This is a genomic window from uncultured Tissierella sp. (genome assembly GCF_902479755.1).
Lineage (GTDB): Bacteria > Bacillota > Clostridia > Tissierellales > Tissierellaceae > Tissierella > Tissierella carlieri.
The window spans coordinates 58,247-76,534 of sequence record NZ_CABSQO010000010.1; the positions used below are offsets into that span (position 1 = coordinate 58,247).

The following is an 18,288-nucleotide window of genomic DNA, read 5'->3' on the forward strand; positions in this document are numbered from 1 at the left end:
AACACCCTTATTTCTCAAAATAATATATTATAAGTTTGGTGCATAAAAACTTCTTTATTTTGAACCTAATATATTTTAATGTCCGTCTTATGTTCTTTCTCCCAGCAACTACTTTGATATCAATCCTTTATCATATGCATCCTCAATCATATTCTCTACGAAACTCCATAGTTCATCTGAAGATTTTTTCACTGGTTCTATTCTCTTGTAAATGTCTTCTTTAGCCACATTAAACTTTTTCCAAGTTCCACCATTATTATAATAGTTACTTAGCATTGGCTGAAGCCTATCCATAGATGCTGCAAACAATGATTCTGATGTTTTTCCATCCTCAAATTCATCCCATAGGCCTCTCAATTCTCTGCCTTTATCTTCTTCTAGCATTCCAAATATCTTTTCAGCAGCTAGATTTTCTCTTTCTTTTTTATCTTCATTTCCTACTTTATCATAGCAAAATGTATCTCCAGCGAATATTTCTACTAAATCATGAGTTAATAACATTTTTATTACCTTGCATATGTCAATCTTCTCATTAGAATATTCTCCTAAAATCATTGCCATAACAGATATATGCCAAGAATGCTGAGCATCATCTTCCCTTCTATCTTCATTAATTAAACTTGTTTGCCTTAAAATGGATTTCATCTTATCTAGTTCTACTATAAATTCTATGTCCTTTAATAATCTTTCTTTTATCATGTTCTCATCTCCTATTATCTGTTTTCTTCTTTGTTTTCATAATTGAACTAATAATTACAGCTACTAAAGGTCCTAATATAATCCCTACTGGTCCCAATATAATAGAACCTAATATAGTTGCAATAAATGTATAAAGGGGTCTAACTCCAATTTCTTTACCTACAATTTTGGGTTCTATAAATTGTCTCAAGATAACCAAAATAACATAAAGAGTTGCTAAATCTGCCCCCATATCTTTATTGCCTATAATAAAATTGATTACAGCCCAAGGTATCATAACAATACCTGCTCCAAGAACAGGAATAATATCTAATATTGCAATTCCTGCCGATATTAGAATAGGATGTTTGGCATCTATAATAGTTAGTCCTATACCTAGTATTATAAAGGTTATAATCATTAGAGTAACTTGAGCTTTCATATACCCCTTAATACCTTTTCCAGTATCATTCATTATTTGTTTCAAAAAATCTTTTTTATTATCCATTGACTACTCCCCTTAACCATTCACATTAATAATTCTATTATTTGAAATTATATCATAGCTATACTTCTTGTAAATAAAAAAGCCCTAAAATATTTAATATTTTAGAGCAATTTATAATTATACTGATTCTAATAATTCTCTTACATAGGTCGGTAACATAAATGCTCCTTGATGAATTTGAGAATTATAGTATTTAGTCTTTAAACCTAGATTCTCCCATTCCTCTGGTTTGTGATCTTTAGTTGGATTGAGTCCCTTAGATGCAAATCCAAATAGCCAATGTCCAGATGAATAGGTCGGCATATGAAATTGATATACTTCGCATACATCAAATATCTTTTTTAACTTTCCATGTGCTTTCAGCATTTCTTCCTTATATTGATCGAAGTAAGGGCTTTCGTGTTGATTAATAAGAATTCCATTTTCATTCAATGCTTTATAGCAATCCCTATAAAAGCTAGTAGTAAATAACCCTTCTCCTGGACCAATTGGGTCTGTAGAATCAACTAATATTAAATCATAAAAACTTTCTTTATCTTTTACAAATTTTATACCATCTTCAAAAAACAATGTAACTCTTTCATCTTCCAGCTTTGAGGAGGTTACAGGTAAATATTTTTGACATAATCTTACTACTCTTTCATCTATTTCTACCATATGAATTAATTCAATACTATTATATCTAGTAAGCTCTCTTACCGTACCTCCATCTCCTCCGCCTATGACTAATACCCTCTTAATATTAGGATTTACTGACATGGGTATATGAGTTATCATATCATGGTATATGAATTCGTCTTTCTCATTTACCATCATCATACCATCTAATGTAAAAAATATTCCAAAATCATAGGATTCAAAAAAATCAATTTTTTGAAAAGGTGTTTTCTCTGAATATATAGGGTCCTTAATCTTTATTGAAAATTTACAAGTATCCGTATTCCATTCATTAAACCATAAATCCATTTGTTGACCTCCTTAAAATCACTCTAGAAATTACGTCCATAATAGATTTCATACATTTCTTGATTTAATTTTTTTAATATCCTACTTTTCTCTTCATCACTCAAATCTTCCGCTTGCATCTCAAATAAATAATTATTTAATTCTAGTTCCTTTAATATCATCTTTGTATGAAATACATTTTCTTGATATACATTAACGTCAATACTGTTATATAAACTTAGGTTTTTTGGAGATATAAAATCTTGTATTGAGTTAATTTGATGATCTTTAAAATGCTTATTTCCATTTATATCTCTTGTAAATCCCCTAATTCGATAATCGCAAATTATAATATCTGAGTCAAAATTCTCAATTAGGTAATTTAGTGCATTAAGTGGTGATATTTCTCCACAAGTTGATACATCTACATCCACTCTAAATGTCATTATTCCCTTATCAGGATGACTTTCAGGATAAGTGTGAACTGTAATATGACTTTTATCCAAGTGACCTAATACATGTCTTGGTGTAGGTATTAAAGTACCAGCATTACAAGATGGATCGATTGAAACAATTGGTATAGCTTCTTCTGTAATTAGTAAATTCACACTAGCACCCTGAGGCTCATAGTCTTGCTTAGCGATGTTTAAAACATTAGCACCTATCATTTTAGTAATTTCTACGAGTATTTCTGTTAATCTGGTTGAATTATATTGTTCATCAATATATTCAATATACTTTTGTTTATCCTCTGGTGTCACAGCATAACAAACATCATAGATATTAAAACTAAGTGTCTTTGTTAGGTTATTAAAACCATATAGCATAAGCTTTTCCATTTCTTACCCCATTTCTAAATATTATATAAGGCTTTTGTCTTCATATAATTTTACTTTATTTGTCCCATTATGTCTATAGTTAATCCTTTCTATCACTACATAACCTACTCACATTATTTCTCAAACTGAATAAAATATTATGAAAAGAAATTAAGGAGGGATAAAATGTTACCATTACTGGGATGCCATAAAATACCACAAATAGTTGAATTTGTATATGACTCAATTGTAGATGAAGCCACAGCTGCTGAATTTTATGGAAGATTGTTAAGAGAAGCCCCAAATGATTTGCATAGAGAGTTTATTCGACATGCTATGGAAGATGAATTGGATCACTTGGAAAAATTTTCTAGACTTTATTGTTATCTTACAGGTTATATGCCACAATATGTCATTACCCCCACAATTTATCCAAATTACAAGGAAGGAATATTAATAGCATTAAAAGGTGAACTGGAAGCAGGCGAATTTTATAGGGATGTACAGCTTTCCACCTCCGATCAATTTGTCAGAGATACATTTTATTATGCTATGGTAGATGAACTAGAACATGCTACTCAATTTAGTACTCTTTACAATTCTCTTTAAATTTAGAAGCGTCTAGCTTACCTCTAGATGCTTTTAAAAATTTTAAATCATACTTACATAACAGATAATGGCAATGAACATTAGAATATTTTATCCATAAAATCAAGAAACTATATTACTAGGATATAAATCTTATTTTATATATGGAGGTTCTTATGGATAAATTTAAATTAACTATTCTACCAATTAGTCTAGCTATATTATTATCAACAAAATCTTATGCTATTAGTAATCCAATTTTAGATAATAAATTTACAATTGTTAATTCTGAGCCTGAATTTATGATCAATAAAAGGAATGAACGCTATGATATTCCTGAAGTATCGGGAGAAGTAAGTAATATGCCTTGGAGAAATGATAAGGAATTTTTAAAGGCTAAGGATAAATATGATACTCATACCCTTATAGCTGGTTTTTGTGCGGTTCTTAAAAATCCATTACCTGGAGAGGAATATAATGTTAGTTTAGCTAGTCAAAAAGTTAAAGGTCAGGTAATTAAATCTTCTAAAATATTTTCTCAAAATTCCGCCATAGGTCCTTATACTAAGCTTAGAGGATTTAGAGAGGGAGCCTCCTATATTGGAGGTAATATAATAATGACTGAAGGTGGAGGAGTATGTAAAATTGCCACAACTCTTTATAATCTAGCTGTATTATCTAACCTTGAAGTAATAGAAAGACATAATCACTCTATGCCAGTTAATTATGTACCTTATGGGCAGGATGCAACTGTAGCCTACGGTGTAAAAGACCTTAGATTTAAAAATACTACAGAAAATTCAATATTGATTTGGGCAGAAATGATTGGTAACAGATTGTATATGGGATTCTATGGCAGCGAAAAGCCTCCTAAAGTAATATGGAATCATGAGGTTAGTAATGTTACCACTCCTCCTGTTAAACACATTAAAAACGAAAATTTAAAACAGGGTGAGATGAAAACCATCCTAGGAGGAATGGATGGGGCAACGGTCAAATCAACTATTACTATATTCTATAATGATGAACATTACATCATAAAAAATATGGGAGTTAGCCATTATGAGCCATTACCTAAAGTGATAGAGACTAATTAATTGGGATTTTTTCAAGTCACTGGGTATAAGTATTATAATCCATGAAATGTTTTTAGGGAGGGATTAAAATGAAGGAAGACAAAAGAAGTTTGAATACTGATACAGAATATAAATCAGCAACTGGTTCATATAAAAATCATAAAGATCCTAATTTTGGATATTCTCCAACGGATGTATACTACAATACTGAAAAGAAAATACCAGATTCTGGTGTTGCAATACCGACATATGATGCAGTAGTAGAGGCAAAAGAATGGGTAGATGATATAAATAAAAAGTAGCCTAAGGGCTATTTTTTATGATAATTTTTATATATTATGCCATACTAATCCTATAGATATATGAAAGGATGATGTCATGAAAAATCCAAAAGCTTCGGATCAAGCTCAAAACAGAGATTTAAGCAATGCATCTAATATGGATAGTAGTATGGAAAACCCAAAGGCTATTGCCGAGATACTTAATCAAGCTAAAAAAATAGAAGAAAATAATTTTTCTAATATGGAGCATTTTACAAGCATAAGTATGCTGCTTAATGCCAATGACTTGGGAAGAACAAAGGATAGAGAATTATCTAAAAAATTTGATAAACTAAATAAGCAAATGGAAGATATAAATAAATTAACCTCAGATTTATTAAATGATTTATCAAGTAGACACAACTAAAATAAGACAAAGTTAACTTTGTCTTATTTTAATTAATTTCCTCAATTATTTCTTTTATTTCTAAAATATTATGGATTAAAAAATTTGAATCCTTAAGTTCACCTTCTTTTCCAAATCCATATTTACAGCCAATGAAAACTAAGTTATAGACCTTAGCAATTTCCATATCCTGATACCTATCTCCAACTACTAAAAAGTTTCCATTATATTTTGCCTTTATTGCATAAAAAATATCATATTTAGGTATAAATCCAAATTCTTCTGTACAATAGAAATCTTTAAAGTAATTATCCAAATTAAAACTTCTCCTCTGAGCCTCCATATATTCTATTTTACAATTGCTGAGAAATATTAAATTAAATCCCTTCTCTTTTAAATATTCAAGAATATCTATTGCCCCTTCATAAAGTTCGGCTTTATTTTCATTTATGCGTTGAATCATATATGAGCCTATTATATTGCTACATTTCTTCTTCTCATCTTCTGGCAATTCTGGCATAAATTCATTCCACATTTCCTTGCTGCTAAATCCAATCCATTTACTTATCTTATTATCATCCCATAATCTTTCTTGTGCATAACCTAACTCTACTAGATATTTATAGGCTTGTCTAAATCCTTGACCATATATTATTATGCTATTATGCAATGTACCATCATAATCAAATATAATATTTTTTATCTTATCCATAGTTTTAGAAGCTTTTTAACAGATTTGCCATTTCTATAGCTGATACTGCTGCATCATATCCCTTATTACCTGCTTTAGTTCCAGCTCTTTCTATAGCTTGTTCAATACTATCTGTTGTTAATACTCCAAAGATAACTGGAATTTCTGAGCTTAATGTTACGCTGGCAATACCTTTTGATACTTCAGCACAAACATAATCAAAATGCGGTGTTGATCCACGAATTACAGCACCTAAACATATTACTGCATCATATTTATTGCTGTTTGCCATTTTTTTAGCTACTAATGGAATTTCAAATGCACCTGGCACCCAAGCTACCTCAATATACTCATCCTCTACACCATGTCTCTTTAAACCATCAAGAGCACCGCCTAATAATTTTGAAACTATAAATTCATTAAATCTACCTACTACTATTCCAACTTTAATACCTTGTGCGACTAAATTTCCCTCAATTATTCTCATTCTAATTACCTCCACCTTAATATTTTAATATATGATTCATTTTCTTCTGTTTTGTTTTTAAATAAAATTCATTTACCTCGTTATGATTCATTTGAATTGGTACTCTTTCAACTATTTCAATATCATAGCCTGATAAACCATTTATTTTCCTTGGATTATTAGTCATTAACTTAAGTTTTTTAATTCCTAAGTCATTTAGTATTTGAGCTCCTATGCCATATTCACGCATATCAGGAGGAAATCCAAGTTTAATATTGGCTTCAACTGTATCAAATCCTTGATCCTGTAGAGCATAAGCCTTTAGTTTATTAATAAGTCCTATACCTCTACCCTCTTGTCTCATATATAGTAGTACTCCTCTCCCTTCTTCTGCAATTTTTTCCATTGCCGCAGCATATTGTTCCCCGCAATCACATCTTTTTGATCCTAAGGCGTCTCCAGTAAGGCACTCTGAGTGAATTCTTGCTAGAACTGGTTCACCAGTTGTTATATCACCCTTTACTAGGGCTACGTGGTGTTCACCATTTATCTTATTTATGAATCCATATATTTTAAAATCTCCATATTTTGTTGGCATTTTTGTTTCAACAACTCTTTCAATTAATTTCTCCTTATGTCTTCTATAAGAAATTAAATCAGCGATTGTTATAATTTTTAGTCTATGCTCCTGCGCAAATACCATGAGTTCTGGAGTCCTTGACATAGTGCCATTATCATTCATTATTTCACAAATTACTCCAGCTGGCTTTAATCCCGCTAGCTTCGCTAAATCTACTCCTGCTTCTGTATGACCTGTTCGTCTTAGGACCCCACCTTCTCTTGCCTTTAGCGGAAAAATATGTCCTGGCCTTCTAAAATCATCTTTCTTTGAACTTTCATCTAATACTTTTTGTATCGTTAGAGCCCTTTCATGAGCTGAAATTCCTGTAGTAGTATCTACATGGTCTATAGATACTGTAAAGGCGGTTTCATGATTGTCAGTATTATTCTCAACCATAGGTTGAATTTCAAGTTCTTTTATTCTTTGTTCATCTAAAGGCATACATATAAGCCCACGCCCATACTTAGCCATAAAATTTATATCCTCTGGTGTAGTTTTTTCAGCTGCCATTAATAAATCCCCTTCATTTTCCCTATCAGGATCATCAACTACTATTATCATTTTTCCTGCTTTAATATCTTCAATAGCTTCATCAATGCTATTAAATTCAAACATCTTAATCCCTCCTTAAATGAATCCATTAATCTCTAGGAAATCCTCATTTACTCTGCTATTAACTACCTTATCTTGTTTCTGTAGACCCAATAATTTTTCAACATACTTACCTATAAGGTCACATTCTAGATTTACTTTGTCACCTCGTATTTTGTCTAGGAGTGTTGTATTTATACTAGTATGTGGGATTATAGAAACCTTAAATACATATTCATCTACATATGCTACAGTTAAGCTAATTCCATCAATTGCAATAGAACCTTTTTCAATTATATATCTAAGTATGTCTGGTGAAGCCTTTATAGTAATCCAAGTAGTATTATCTTCTTTTTCTCTTGAGATTATTTCTCCTACTCCATCTATATGACCACTTACTAAATGTCCTCCTAGCCTTTTATCTAGGGCCAATGCTCTTTCCAAATTTACATAACTCCCTATTTTGAGAACTCCTAGATTACTTCTTCTTAGGGTCTCAACCATAACATCAGCCTCAAAGCTATTGTTGTTTATCTTTGTAACTGTTAAGCATACTCCATTGGTGCAAATACTATCTCCTATGAAAGTTTTGTCTAGAACCAAAGATCCGGAGATTGTAAGTGTGAATGATTTCTCTCCTCTTCTTATCCCTTGAACTTTACCTATTTCTTCTACTATTCCTGTAAACATTTTAAATCACCGCCTTATATAACCTTCTATCAATATATCTTCACCTATAGTTCTATAACTTACCCTATGAAGTTGAAATGCGTTTATTAAGTACTCAACTCCACTACCGCCCACTGGTGTTTTTGATTTGTCTCCTCCGATTATCTTTGGAGCAATATAGACTTGGACCTTATCAACTATAGATTGTTCAAGAGCAGAGAAGTTAAGAGTAGAACCTCCCTCAAGAAATATACTATCAATATTTTCCATAGCTAGCTTTGACATAAGGTCTTGTAAATCTACCTTTCCTTCTAGACTTTCAGTAATTAATACCTTAACCCCTTTGTCTTCAATTTCAATTTTCTTTCTTATATCTGCCTGAGGCGTCGTAGCTATTATGGTTTTTGCTATATGCTGCTTACCTAAAACCTTAGAATCTATAGGTATCCTAAGACTACTGTCTACTATTATTCTTACAGGGTTATTACCATTTTCAATCCTACAAGTTAATTTTGGATTATCCATTATTACAGTATTCACGCCTACCATAATTCCTGCCACTTGATCCCTAAGGCGATGTACATTATTTCTCGACTCAGAACAGGTGATCCACTTTGACTCACCTATCTTAGTTGCAATCTTCCCATCTAAGGACATGGCTGTTTTCATTATGACAAAGGGCTTTCTTTCTACTATATATTTCATAAATATTTCGTTTAACTCTCTACATTCCTTTTGTAAGATTCCTGTTGTAACCTCTATACCTGCATCTATGAGCTTTTGAACTCCTCTACCTGAAACTAAAGGATTAGGGTCAAGTGAACCAATGAAAACCCTATTGATTTTTTTATCAATTATTTTATCTACACATGGTGGGGTTTTTCCGTAATGAGAGCATGGTTCTAGTGTTACATAAAGAGTAGCTCCCTCTACATCTTCAGTTGCATTTTGGAAAGCCTTTACTTCTGCATGTGCTTCGCCATAGCACTCATGATATCCTTTACCTATTACTTTATTTTCTTTTACTATAATTGCACCTACCATAGGATTGGGATTGACCTTTCCTCTACCCTTTTCAGCTAATTCTAGTGCTAACTTCATGTATTTCTCGTGCATAAAACACCTCCTATTCATACTAACTGAAACAAATTTCTAATATAAAAGCCCTGATTACAAAAATCAGGGCTTTTATATTAGGAATAACTAATATTCTTAATATAATCTTAATAAAAATGGCTCTGAAATATATAATATTTCAGAGCCTAGTACACTAAAAATTGATAGTATTGATTTACTAAGATTCATATTGTTCTTCTTTCATCCAGACTTTACTGTCGGCTTCGGAGTTTCACCGAATCATGCCTATCTAAGGCTCGCGGGCTATACCGCCGGTAGGGAATTGCACCCTGCCCTGAAGAATTATTTAGTTTTCAAGGTCATTATATAAGATTTATTTTATTATGTCAACAAATAATTAAAGTGATGGTCCCCATCACTTTAATCTATTATGCAACTCTATTATTTTATTAGAATCTTTGTAATTTATTATGAAATACGCTTTTTTCGTCTTAATGATTATATATGGTGATTTGTTTTCATGAATTCTTGGTATAAGGAAATACTACTTAAAATATCTAATACCAATTCCTGCAAAACCAAACAATACAACTAATAGATGCAATATATACATATTACTCTCTCTATTCAACTAATAATAATATCACTATAATCATTACAAAAGGTAAAATCATAAAAAACATTCCAAAAGGTCTTCCTGCATTTACAGTCCATCCTATTCCTATTCTCTTTTCTACAAATATCGAGGAATCATCTGGATTATAATAAATTGTATTTCCCAATTTCCATAGCCTATCATCATCGATATCATATCCTTTGGAAGTGTTTTCCTCTTCTTTTAATTTTATCCTATCTCCACCTTGCCCCAATACTATGCTCAATGTTATAGACCCTATTATTATAATTCCATAGATTGTAAAACTGTAAATATTAAATAATTTCATATTTGAGAATAATCCTAATGTCATCATATTTAAAGCTGTAAATAAAATCTCTATTAAAGTTAGTGTAACAATAAAATAAATAGACCATGCCTTTCTGAATATAATATTCTTTTTTAAAGAAATTTCAGGATCATTAGGATTTATTTGCTGCTTCGATCTTATCATAAAATAATAGGATATATATACTATTACGGCCATCAATGCTTGTGTAAGAGGCATTAATAATGCAGCAAACATAGATTTATTCATATATCCATCTACATTTCCATTAAGGTCCCAATGAGTTGGAATCTTCTCTGGTAAAGATGGATACATAATTAAAGATAATACTGTACTTATTAATATCATAATTACTGGGACTAAAAACCATCCTTGAGATACAGTACTGTTTTTCGCCCTATCTCTACTAAACTTAGTATCTATAACAACTACTCTTCCTTTCAGCTTATCCCATTCTTTTTCTTTCTTTAGTTCTTTTGACTTTTTATTCCATCTTATATATATTAAAAAAAGTATTCCTATATAAAGAAATACAGACAATGTAAATATATGAATATTATCTATATAATATATTAAAAGAGAAATGATAACCAAAACAGGTATTCCAACAATAAGATTTTCCCTTTTAAATCCCTTAATAATGTTCTTAACCTCATCTGTTTCCATCTTTTCTTCTGGTATTTTCACTCCAAGAAGTATATTTTTTCTTGTTATTCTAGGCATTAATATTTGCATTATAAGCAATATCAATAATACAACTGAATTAAATAATACCATAACTATCCTCTCAGACATGCTGTCACCCCCATACTATCTATCTTCTTTATCTTTCAGTTTGTCATAAAATCCACTACAAAGTTTTAAAAATTCATCTTTTTGGATTCCTCTATTTTTACTATCTGCTATTAAATAGTCTAATTCATTTTGAAGTATATTCATATAATCATCATTGACCTCTGGTAATCTATCCTTTATCATAGCCCCTTTTCTTCTATCAATAATCAAATATCCTTCATTTTTTAATATATTATATGTCTTATTTACAGTGTGAAGATTGATTCCAATATCTCCACCTAATTGCCTGACTGAAGGGAGCTCTTCTCCCAATTCTACTTCACCAGTCGCTATGCCTATTATAATCTGCCGTCTTAGCTGTTCATATATTGGCATTTCTGACTCAAAGTCTATTTTAAGTAACATAGTTTTTCATCCTCTCAAATTGTTATATATATTATATAACGATTCTTTTACCAATACAAGAAAAAACCTCTTGAGCTAATCAAGAGGATAATTTCTATAAAAATCTACTCTCTCCTCTAAAGTAGGATGAGTATAATACCATATCTTAAATATATTACTTGGTCTAGGTAATCCTAAACTCTCCTTATATAATTTTTCCATGGCAGATATAGCTGATTCTCTGTCTCTTGTAAGCATTATTTCATAGGTATCTGCTTCAATTTCCATCTCCCTTGAGAGATAATTTGTAATTGGCGACCCAATAAAAGAATAAAAATTAAGAACCAAAATTAAAAGTGGTATTGCTGCTATATCATGAAGTTTTCTAATACCAAAGGTTCCATTTGATAAGTTGAGTATCCAAGTAGCAGTAATATAAACTAAAAATAGTAATAATACAGTACCTAAGCTGCTAAAAATAATATTCTTCCAAATATGCCCTTTCACATAATGACCTATTTCATGAGCCGTTATACTAAGAACCTCTTTTTCCTCTAGATTATTGATAGTCGTATCCCAGAGAACTATTCTTTTTGAATGAAATATCCCGGTCATATAGGCATTCATAGTTTTAGTATCTCTACTCTTATCTACCTTATATATTTTTGCATCTTGTATATTTGCCTCTTGAAGTAGTTCCGTTATTTGTCTTCCTAATTTTTCATTTTCCATGGAGGTATATTTATTGAATATAGGATCTATAACAAAAGGAGAAATAAATACCATAAATATAATAACAGGTATAGCTAAAAATGATAGTTGTAACCACCAAATCTTAGGACTTCTATACATAAGATAAAATGGAATAAATATGAAAAATGAAATAACTAAATCGTTTATCAAAAAACTTTTTAGGGCAACCTCAATCCATCTTCCAAAGGTCTGATTAGATAGCCCATATTTATGCTTTAAGTAGAAAGAACTATAATAATCTAAAGGAAGATTTACTAAAAACATTATGGTAAAAAAAATAATTCCATATAGTAATCCTGTGAAAAATAAGGATCTATTATTATCTACATAATACCTTATTCTATAGGATAATCTAGATGTCAAAAATAATAAAGGTATAAGGAATTGAAGAACTAACCTAATGGCCCATACTTTTAAGCTATCCTTTCTGAGATTATAAGCATTCTCAGGCAAATCTGGATATTCTGTTCTTATTTTATTCATATTTATATATTCACTAACTAAAACACCCCCAATAAAAGCTAATAAAAATATAAAAAATAAAATAATTATCAACTTTAGTTTACTATTCATAATATCACCCCTATCAGTATCTTTATCCTTTAATAATAGTTATTCTAAATTACTCTAGTTTATGATTCCTTAATTGTCAAACTCTTTTCTTTGAATTTGACCCCATTCATTTTGTTTTCTTTTATAACCTACAAATGCTTTTGCTCTCCACCATGTAGTCAACTGTCTATATCCAAAATTTTCAACAATTGCATAAAATACCATCTTTAAATAATCCCCTACCCTATTATATTTCATAAAATTATACTCTTCTAACATAACTGAAGCTAAAGACAAAAATACTCCATATAGTACTGAAATTATGAAAAATATAATTGCAAACTCATAGCTTAATAATCCTAAGAAATATGATGCAATAACCGTTACATATCCCAATACTTCAATAATAGGACCTATCATTTCAACTAGCCAATAATATGGTATAGCTAAAATACCTATAAATCCAAACCTTGGATTTAAAAACATATCTTTATGATTAATCAAAGAATCAATTAAACCTCTATGCCATCTAATCCTTTGAATTTTTAGAGAATTAAAGCTTTCAGGCGCTTGAGTCCAACATACAGGATCAGGTACAAATACTATATCATAATCTATTTTTTCTTCTTTCAAATACTTATGGACTTTTATAACAAGCTCCATGTCTTCACCTATGGTATTTTCAGCATAACCGCCAACCTTCAAAACTATATCTTTTTTAAATACCCCAAATGCTCCAGAAACTATCAGCAAACTATTTAGCTCAGACCAACCCATTCTTCCAAATAGAAATGCTCTTAAATATTCTACGGTTTGTAATATTGCTATAGGTTTTTTAGACAAGGAAACCTCCTGTATAAATCCACTATTTATCTTTGATCCATTTACTACTCTAACAATTCCACCAGTAGCAACTACTCTATCGGGTTCATCTATAAAAGGTCTAACCACCTTTATTAAAGAGTTTTTTTCTAATATGGAATCTGCATCTATTGCTGTAAATAAAGGATATTTACATATATTAATACCTACATTTAATGCATCTGCCTTTCCACCATTTTCTTTATCAACCACTGTTAAATTGGGTACTCTAGAAGACAAATAAATCCCTCTAACTTCTTTTGTGTTTATATTTTTTCTATATGGACTATCTAGTTTTTTTAAATCAAAAGCTTTTCTAAGTGTATCCAATGTATTATCTTTTGAACCATCGTTTATAACAACTATTTCAAACTTATTATATTCTATACTTAATAGGGACTCTATATTATCTACTATAGTTTTTTCTTCATTACAGCATGGAACAAGTATAGATACTGGTGGTACATAAATAGACGCTATCATCTGATAGTATGGCCAGTTCTGTAACTTATATCTATATTTTCTTATTCCTCTTACAGCTAATAATATTAATATAGTGTTAAAGATATTTATGAATATAAAATAATATAACGCAAAATTATTATAACCTAAAATTAAATTTGTAATGATTATCCTAAGATTCAACTAAAGCTCCCCCATTTATTGATTTCTCATAACTAACTATATTATTAAAAATATAATCATACTTTACATATGCTTTGATTCTATCAAATAAGCTATATAGTTCGATTTCTCTTTGAAGTATACCCCAAGCCCTATCTTTTGCAAATTTATCAGAGCTATATAACATTTCTGAAAGTGCAACTACACCATTTTCTCCTAACCTTAATAAACTCTCAGACGAATTAAACCTAACAAACCAATTCAAATCTTCTACCATCTTTTTTAAAATCATAATTTCTTCATGCCCGCAATCATTATATTCACCAAGTGCCTTTGCAAGAAATGCTCTTACTTCCCATTCATCATCATCTTTTAACATTTTTATATCAGATATAATATCTTTACAATCTAAATAACCAATTTCAATAACAGCCTTAAGTCCTGATATCTTTAATTCCTTTTCGCTAGAGCTAATTGCTTGTCCAATATAAGGAAATACTCTTTTATCCTTTCTATTACCTAAAGCTTCTAAAGCCAATACCCTCTTAAAAATATCTGTACCTTCTAAGTATTCTTTCATTTTCGGATAAATATCTTCTTCATATATGAGAGATATCAAACCTAGGATTCTAGACTTCATGATAAAATCATCAACTCTTAATATATCAATTATTATGTCTATATAATCAATTCCACCTACTAGTATTAATGCTCTACATATAACATAGGATAATTCTTTGTTTGACCTATCTATATTATTTATGAGCTCCTTTGCAGCCTCTTTAGCTCCTATTTCTCCCAGAAAATATGCTGCAATTGCCTTTCTTGCCTCTGAACCATTATTCAAATACTCCATCTCAATTTTTACTAGTCCAACTTCTCTAGCAATTTCTAATAATCTATCTTGTTGATTCTTATTACTTCTATTAAGAGATTCTAATAAAACTGATTTAAAAATTAAAAGTTCTCTTCTTGTACTTATCTCTGGAATATCTTCTATATTATTTGATATGAAGTCCTCAATAATGTTTTCATAATATCTTCTACTCTTTTCATCCTTTTTTCCTATCTTCTTATCTAGAATCTTATGTATAAGTAAAAATATAAACATTATTATATTTAATAACAATAATGTATATACTCCATAGATCACAAATTGAATTTTAAAATTCATAATATTCATCCCCTTATGTGATATAATGTAGTTAAAATATAACTCATTATATATTCCCTTTAATAATATTTCAAAACAGAATAATTATCAAGTTTGTAAAAGGGTATATATTAAAAAAATTAGCAAAGAGGGGATGCTTTATGAGGAAAAAATCTATTATTTTAATTAGTATCTTTATTTTACTACTTATCTTTTCTTTTAAATATCTTAAAAAACAGCCATCTGAAGTATATTTAAATAATGGAGTTAATTTCTCTAGTAAAGTAAGTGGAAATAGATTCCAAGTGTTAAAAGATGGAGAATGGCAAGATATACTTATCAAAGGTGTAAATATCGGAATGACAAGACCTGGAAAATGGCCTGGAGAAGCTGGAATATCTAAAGAAGAATATTCTAGATGGTTTCAAGCTATTGGAGAGATGAATGCCAATGCTATCCGTACATATACCATCCATCCCCCGGAATTTTATAAAGAATTGAAGAGGTATAATGAGAAACATGAAAATAAAGTTTACTTATTTCAAGGAGTTTGGATAGATGAGGAACCATTAGAAGAGACATTAGATGCATTTAAATTAGATAATATGCTACCCTTTAAAGAAGAGATAAATAGAATTGTAGATGTAGTTCATGGAAATATAACTTTACCAGAAAGACCTGGACATGCCAGTGGGAAATATACTGCCGATGTATCTCCTTATGTAATCGGATGGATTTTAGGAATAGAATGGTATCCATATATGGTAGATAACATGAATTCTACTAGAATGGACAAAGGAGATTATGATGGAAATTTTGTATATACAGAAGGTGCAAAACCTTTCGAAAATTGGTTAGCTGATATAATGGATCATACTCTAACATATGAAATGGAAAAGTATAAATGGCAAAGGCCTGTTAGCTTTACAAATTGGGTAAGTACAGATATGTTAAAACAGTCTTATGAACCTTTGGAACAAGAAGATATGGCTAGTATAAATCCCAATGTAATTAAACTTAAAAATATAGAAACTGGATATTTTGCTTCTTATCACGTATATCCTTATTATCCAGACTTCTTAAACTTTGATCCAAAGTATACTAAACATATAGATCATAGAGGCAAAGCAAATAATTATGCTGGTTATTTGCAAGATCTTATCAAAGCCCATGAAATACCTGTTTTAATAGCTGAATTTGGTATTCCCAGCTCTAGGGGTATGACTCATGTAAATGTTCACGGCTGGAATCAAGGCTTTATCTCAGAAGAAGAACAAGGAAATATAGTAGCAAATCTATTTGAAGACATTGTCCATGAGGGCTATCTAGGTGGAATTATATTTACTTGGCAAGATGAATGGTTTAAAAGAACTTGGAATACAATGGATTTTGATAATCCTGATAGAAGACCTTACTGGTCCAATGCTCAAACCTGTGAACAACAGTTTGGCCTCTTAAGCTTCGACAGACATAAGGTCAGAGTTGATGGAGATATGAAGGATTGGAAAAAGAATAAAGCCAAGCCAATCTATACTTCTGATAAAAAAAATACTGATAAAATCAAAAACGTCTATATGGATCACGACGAGAGATATGTTTATTTTGCCATAGAATATAAGGATTTAACCTCTACTTCCCTAGATACGTTGATTTTCTTAGATACAAATCCTGAACAAGGTAATACAACAAATCCTTACAATAAAAACATCTTAATGGAAAGTGGCTCGGAATTTATAATCCAAATTAAGGACATAGATGATTCAAGAGTTGTAGTAGATAGCTATTATGATTCCTATTATTATCAATATGGGAAATTATTAAATATGTTACCAAGTAACCCTTTATTTGAAAATAAAGATAATGGGTTATATAATCCTATAAAACTAGCTTTAAATAAGGAAATAGTTATACCAAAAACAAAACAAAAAATACCATTCAATGATTATGAAACAGGACTATTAAGACATGGTAATGGGAATCCCCATTCACAGGATTACGATTCTCTTGCAGATTATTATGTAAATAAAAAAGAGAATTTAATTGAAATAAGAATCCCTTGGCTTCTTATAGGCTTCACAGATCCTAGTACTAAAGAGATTATAGGTGATATATATGTAGACGGATTGGAATCAAGAAAGAATATTGATGGAATTAAAGTCGCTGTGGCTACATTTGATACAAAAAAACCTGAGTTCCTTGATTCTTTTCCTAGATTAAAGAATGGAAAGATACCTAGTAATGAAATATATCTATATACTTGGGATGAATGGAATGAGCCTATTGTGGAAGAAAGACTTAAAAGATCATATTATATATTGAAAGATAAATTTAGTAAATTTGAAAAATAACTTTCCTCCTACCAAATTCCCCCATTTTTGTAAAACATTGAAAGTTTTTGTATTTTTATATATAATGAAAATATCATATCAAAAAGGGGTGTTTTCATTGTATAAAATCGAAGTTAATGAAAGTAAAAAAGCATTTATTGTAATAGTAGATGGATTTATACAAGAGGAAGAAGGAATGCAATTCCTAACAGACTATAAAAGTAATGTTTCTAAAGTAAATCCTAAGGAGTATTCTATGATTATAGGCGGAGAAAATTTAGTTGTTTCAAAGCAAGAAATGCTTCCAGTTTTAGGGCAAGCTATTTCCATGTACATGGATACTGGATTTAAAAAATACTTTGGAACTTATCCTAAGTCAGCTATAGCAAAAGTTCAACTTTCTAAAATTGTAAAGGAAAAAAACTTTGATGTAACATTCAAAGATTCTGTAAGCGAAATACTTGAAATCCTTTAAAAAAATTCCTCCATACGGAGGAATT

General features: G+C 30.3%; 20 protein-coding genes and 1 riboswitch. Of the genes, 6 read left to right on the forward strand and 14 right to left on the reverse strand.

Features of this window, described 5'->3' with window-relative positions; all coding sequences use genetic code 11:
• Positions 1 to 108: 108 nt before the first annotated feature.
• The 4 genes from RDK80_RS07345 to speD all read right to left on the reverse strand — a co-directional run bounded on the left by RDK80_RS07345 (position 109) and on the right by speD (position 2,970).
• Complete coding sequence (locus tag RDK80_RS07345; RefSeq protein ID WP_308523916.1) at positions 109 to 699, reverse strand: HD domain-containing protein; 591 nt, start codon at positions 697 to 699, stop codon at positions 109 to 111.
• A 4-nt stretch (positions 700 to 703) separates the two neighbouring features.
• Positions 704 to 1,186, reverse strand: a complete 483-nt coding sequence (locus tag RDK80_RS07350) for an AI-2E family transporter (protein ID WP_308523917.1) — start codon at positions 1,184 to 1,186, stop codon at positions 704 to 706.
• 117 nt (positions 1,187 to 1,303) lie between these two features.
• On the reverse strand, positions 1,304 to 2,152 hold the full coding sequence (speE, locus tag RDK80_RS07355; RefSeq protein WP_094898956.1) for a polyamine aminopropyltransferase: 849 nt from the start codon (positions 2,150 to 2,152) through the stop codon (positions 1,304 to 1,306).
• A gap of 23 nt (positions 2,153 to 2,175) precedes the next feature.
• On the reverse strand, positions 2,176 to 2,970 hold the full coding sequence (speD, locus tag RDK80_RS07360; protein ID WP_308523918.1) for an adenosylmethionine decarboxylase: 795 nt from the start codon (positions 2,968 to 2,970) through the stop codon (positions 2,176 to 2,178).
• 165 nt (positions 2,971 to 3,135) lie between these two features.
• Here speD and RDK80_RS07365 point away from each other — a divergent pair, with 165 nt between their 5' ends.
• From RDK80_RS07365 to RDK80_RS07380, 4 genes are all read left to right on the forward strand, one after another.
• Positions 3,136 to 3,558 (forward strand): ferritin-like domain-containing protein, encoded by a 423-nt coding sequence (locus tag RDK80_RS07365; RefSeq protein ID WP_256311583.1) that lies wholly within the window; start codon positions 3,136 to 3,138, stop codon positions 3,556 to 3,558.
• A 155-nt stretch (positions 3,559 to 3,713) separates the two neighbouring features.
• A complete protein-coding gene (locus RDK80_RS07370) occupies positions 3,714 to 4,634 on the forward strand; it encodes a VanW family protein (RefSeq protein ID WP_308523919.1) in 921 nt (306 codons plus the stop codon).
• Positions 4,635 to 4,702: 68 nt separating this feature from the next.
• Positions 4,703 to 4,915: a DUF3787 domain-containing protein gene (locus RDK80_RS07375; RefSeq protein ID WP_094898952.1), complete on the forward strand. Its 213-nt coding sequence runs from the start codon at positions 4,703 to 4,705 to the stop codon at positions 4,913 to 4,915.
• A gap of 76 nt (positions 4,916 to 4,991) precedes the next feature.
• Positions 4,992 to 5,300: a hypothetical protein gene (locus RDK80_RS07380; protein WP_094898951.1), complete on the forward strand. Its 309-nt coding sequence runs from the start codon at positions 4,992 to 4,994 to the stop codon at positions 5,298 to 5,300.
• A gap of 28 nt (positions 5,301 to 5,328) precedes the next feature.
• On the opposite strand, the gene RDK80_RS07385 is transcribed toward RDK80_RS07380, so the two are convergent.
• The 10 genes from RDK80_RS07385 to RDK80_RS07430 form a co-directional block, all read right to left on the reverse strand.
• Positions 5,329 to 5,991, reverse strand: coding sequence for an HAD-IA family hydrolase (locus RDK80_RS07385; RefSeq protein ID WP_308523920.1), 663 nt, complete (start codon positions 5,989 to 5,991; stop codon positions 5,329 to 5,331).
• A 4-nt stretch (positions 5,992 to 5,995) separates the two neighbouring features.
• Positions 5,996 to 6,457, reverse strand: a complete 462-nt coding sequence (ribE, locus tag RDK80_RS07390) for a 6,7-dimethyl-8-ribityllumazine synthase (RefSeq protein WP_094898949.1) — start codon at positions 6,455 to 6,457, stop codon at positions 5,996 to 5,998.
• A gap of 16 nt (positions 6,458 to 6,473) precedes the next feature.
• Positions 6,474 to 7,673, reverse strand: coding sequence for a bifunctional 3,4-dihydroxy-2-butanone-4-phosphate synthase/GTP cyclohydrolase II (locus RDK80_RS07395; protein ID WP_308523921.1), 1,200 nt, complete (start codon positions 7,671 to 7,673; stop codon positions 6,474 to 6,476).
• 12 nt (positions 7,674 to 7,685) lie between these two features.
• A complete protein-coding gene (locus RDK80_RS07400) occupies positions 7,686 to 8,339 on the reverse strand; it encodes a riboflavin synthase (RefSeq protein ID WP_308523922.1) in 654 nt (217 codons plus the stop codon).
• Between the two features lie 6 nt (positions 8,340 to 8,345).
• Positions 8,346 to 9,434, reverse strand: coding sequence for a bifunctional diaminohydroxyphosphoribosylaminopyrimidine deaminase/5-amino-6-(5-phosphoribosylamino)uracil reductase RibD (ribD, locus tag RDK80_RS07405; protein WP_308523923.1), 1,089 nt, complete (start codon positions 9,432 to 9,434; stop codon positions 8,346 to 8,348).
• A 189-nt stretch (positions 9,435 to 9,623) separates the two neighbouring features.
• Positions 9,624 to 9,741, reverse strand: a riboswitch (FMN riboswitch).
• 277 nt (positions 9,742 to 10,018) lie between these two features.
• Complete coding sequence (locus tag RDK80_RS07410) at positions 10,019 to 11,134, reverse strand: DUF1648 domain-containing protein (RefSeq protein WP_094898947.1); 1,116 nt, start codon at positions 11,132 to 11,134, stop codon at positions 10,019 to 10,021.
• A gap of 15 nt (positions 11,135 to 11,149) precedes the next feature.
• Positions 11,150 to 11,539, reverse strand: coding sequence for a GntR family transcriptional regulator (locus RDK80_RS07415; RefSeq protein WP_094898946.1), 390 nt, complete (start codon positions 11,537 to 11,539; stop codon positions 11,150 to 11,152).
• Positions 11,540 to 11,614: 75 nt separating this feature from the next.
• A complete protein-coding gene (locus RDK80_RS07420) occupies positions 11,615 to 12,844 on the reverse strand; it encodes a M48 family metallopeptidase (RefSeq protein ID WP_094898945.1) in 1,230 nt (409 codons plus the stop codon).
• 69 nt (positions 12,845 to 12,913) lie between these two features.
• Positions 12,914 to 14,329 (reverse strand): glycosyltransferase, encoded by a 1,416-nt coding sequence (locus RDK80_RS07425; RefSeq protein ID WP_094898944.1) that lies wholly within the window; start codon positions 14,327 to 14,329, stop codon positions 12,914 to 12,916.
• On the reverse strand, positions 14,319 to 15,482 hold the full coding sequence (locus RDK80_RS07430; protein WP_094898943.1) for a HEAT repeat domain-containing protein: 1,164 nt from the start codon (positions 15,480 to 15,482) through the stop codon (positions 14,319 to 14,321). The genes RDK80_RS07425 and RDK80_RS07430 overlap by 11 nt, the downstream gene beginning before the upstream one ends.
• A gap of 140 nt (positions 15,483 to 15,622) precedes the next feature.
• Here RDK80_RS07430 and RDK80_RS07435 point away from each other — a divergent pair, with 140 nt between their 5' ends.
• Together RDK80_RS07435 and RDK80_RS07440 are read left to right on the forward strand one after the other, a co-directional pair.
• Positions 15,623 to 17,809, forward strand: a complete 2,187-nt coding sequence (locus RDK80_RS07435; protein ID WP_308523924.1) for a hypothetical protein — start codon at positions 15,623 to 15,625, stop codon at positions 17,807 to 17,809.
• Between the two features lie 97 nt (positions 17,810 to 17,906).
• On the forward strand, positions 17,907 to 18,263 hold the full coding sequence (locus tag RDK80_RS07440) for a hypothetical protein (protein ID WP_216558708.1): 357 nt from the start codon (positions 17,907 to 17,909) through the stop codon (positions 18,261 to 18,263).
• The last annotated feature ends 25 nt before the right edge of the window (positions 18,264 to 18,288 follow it).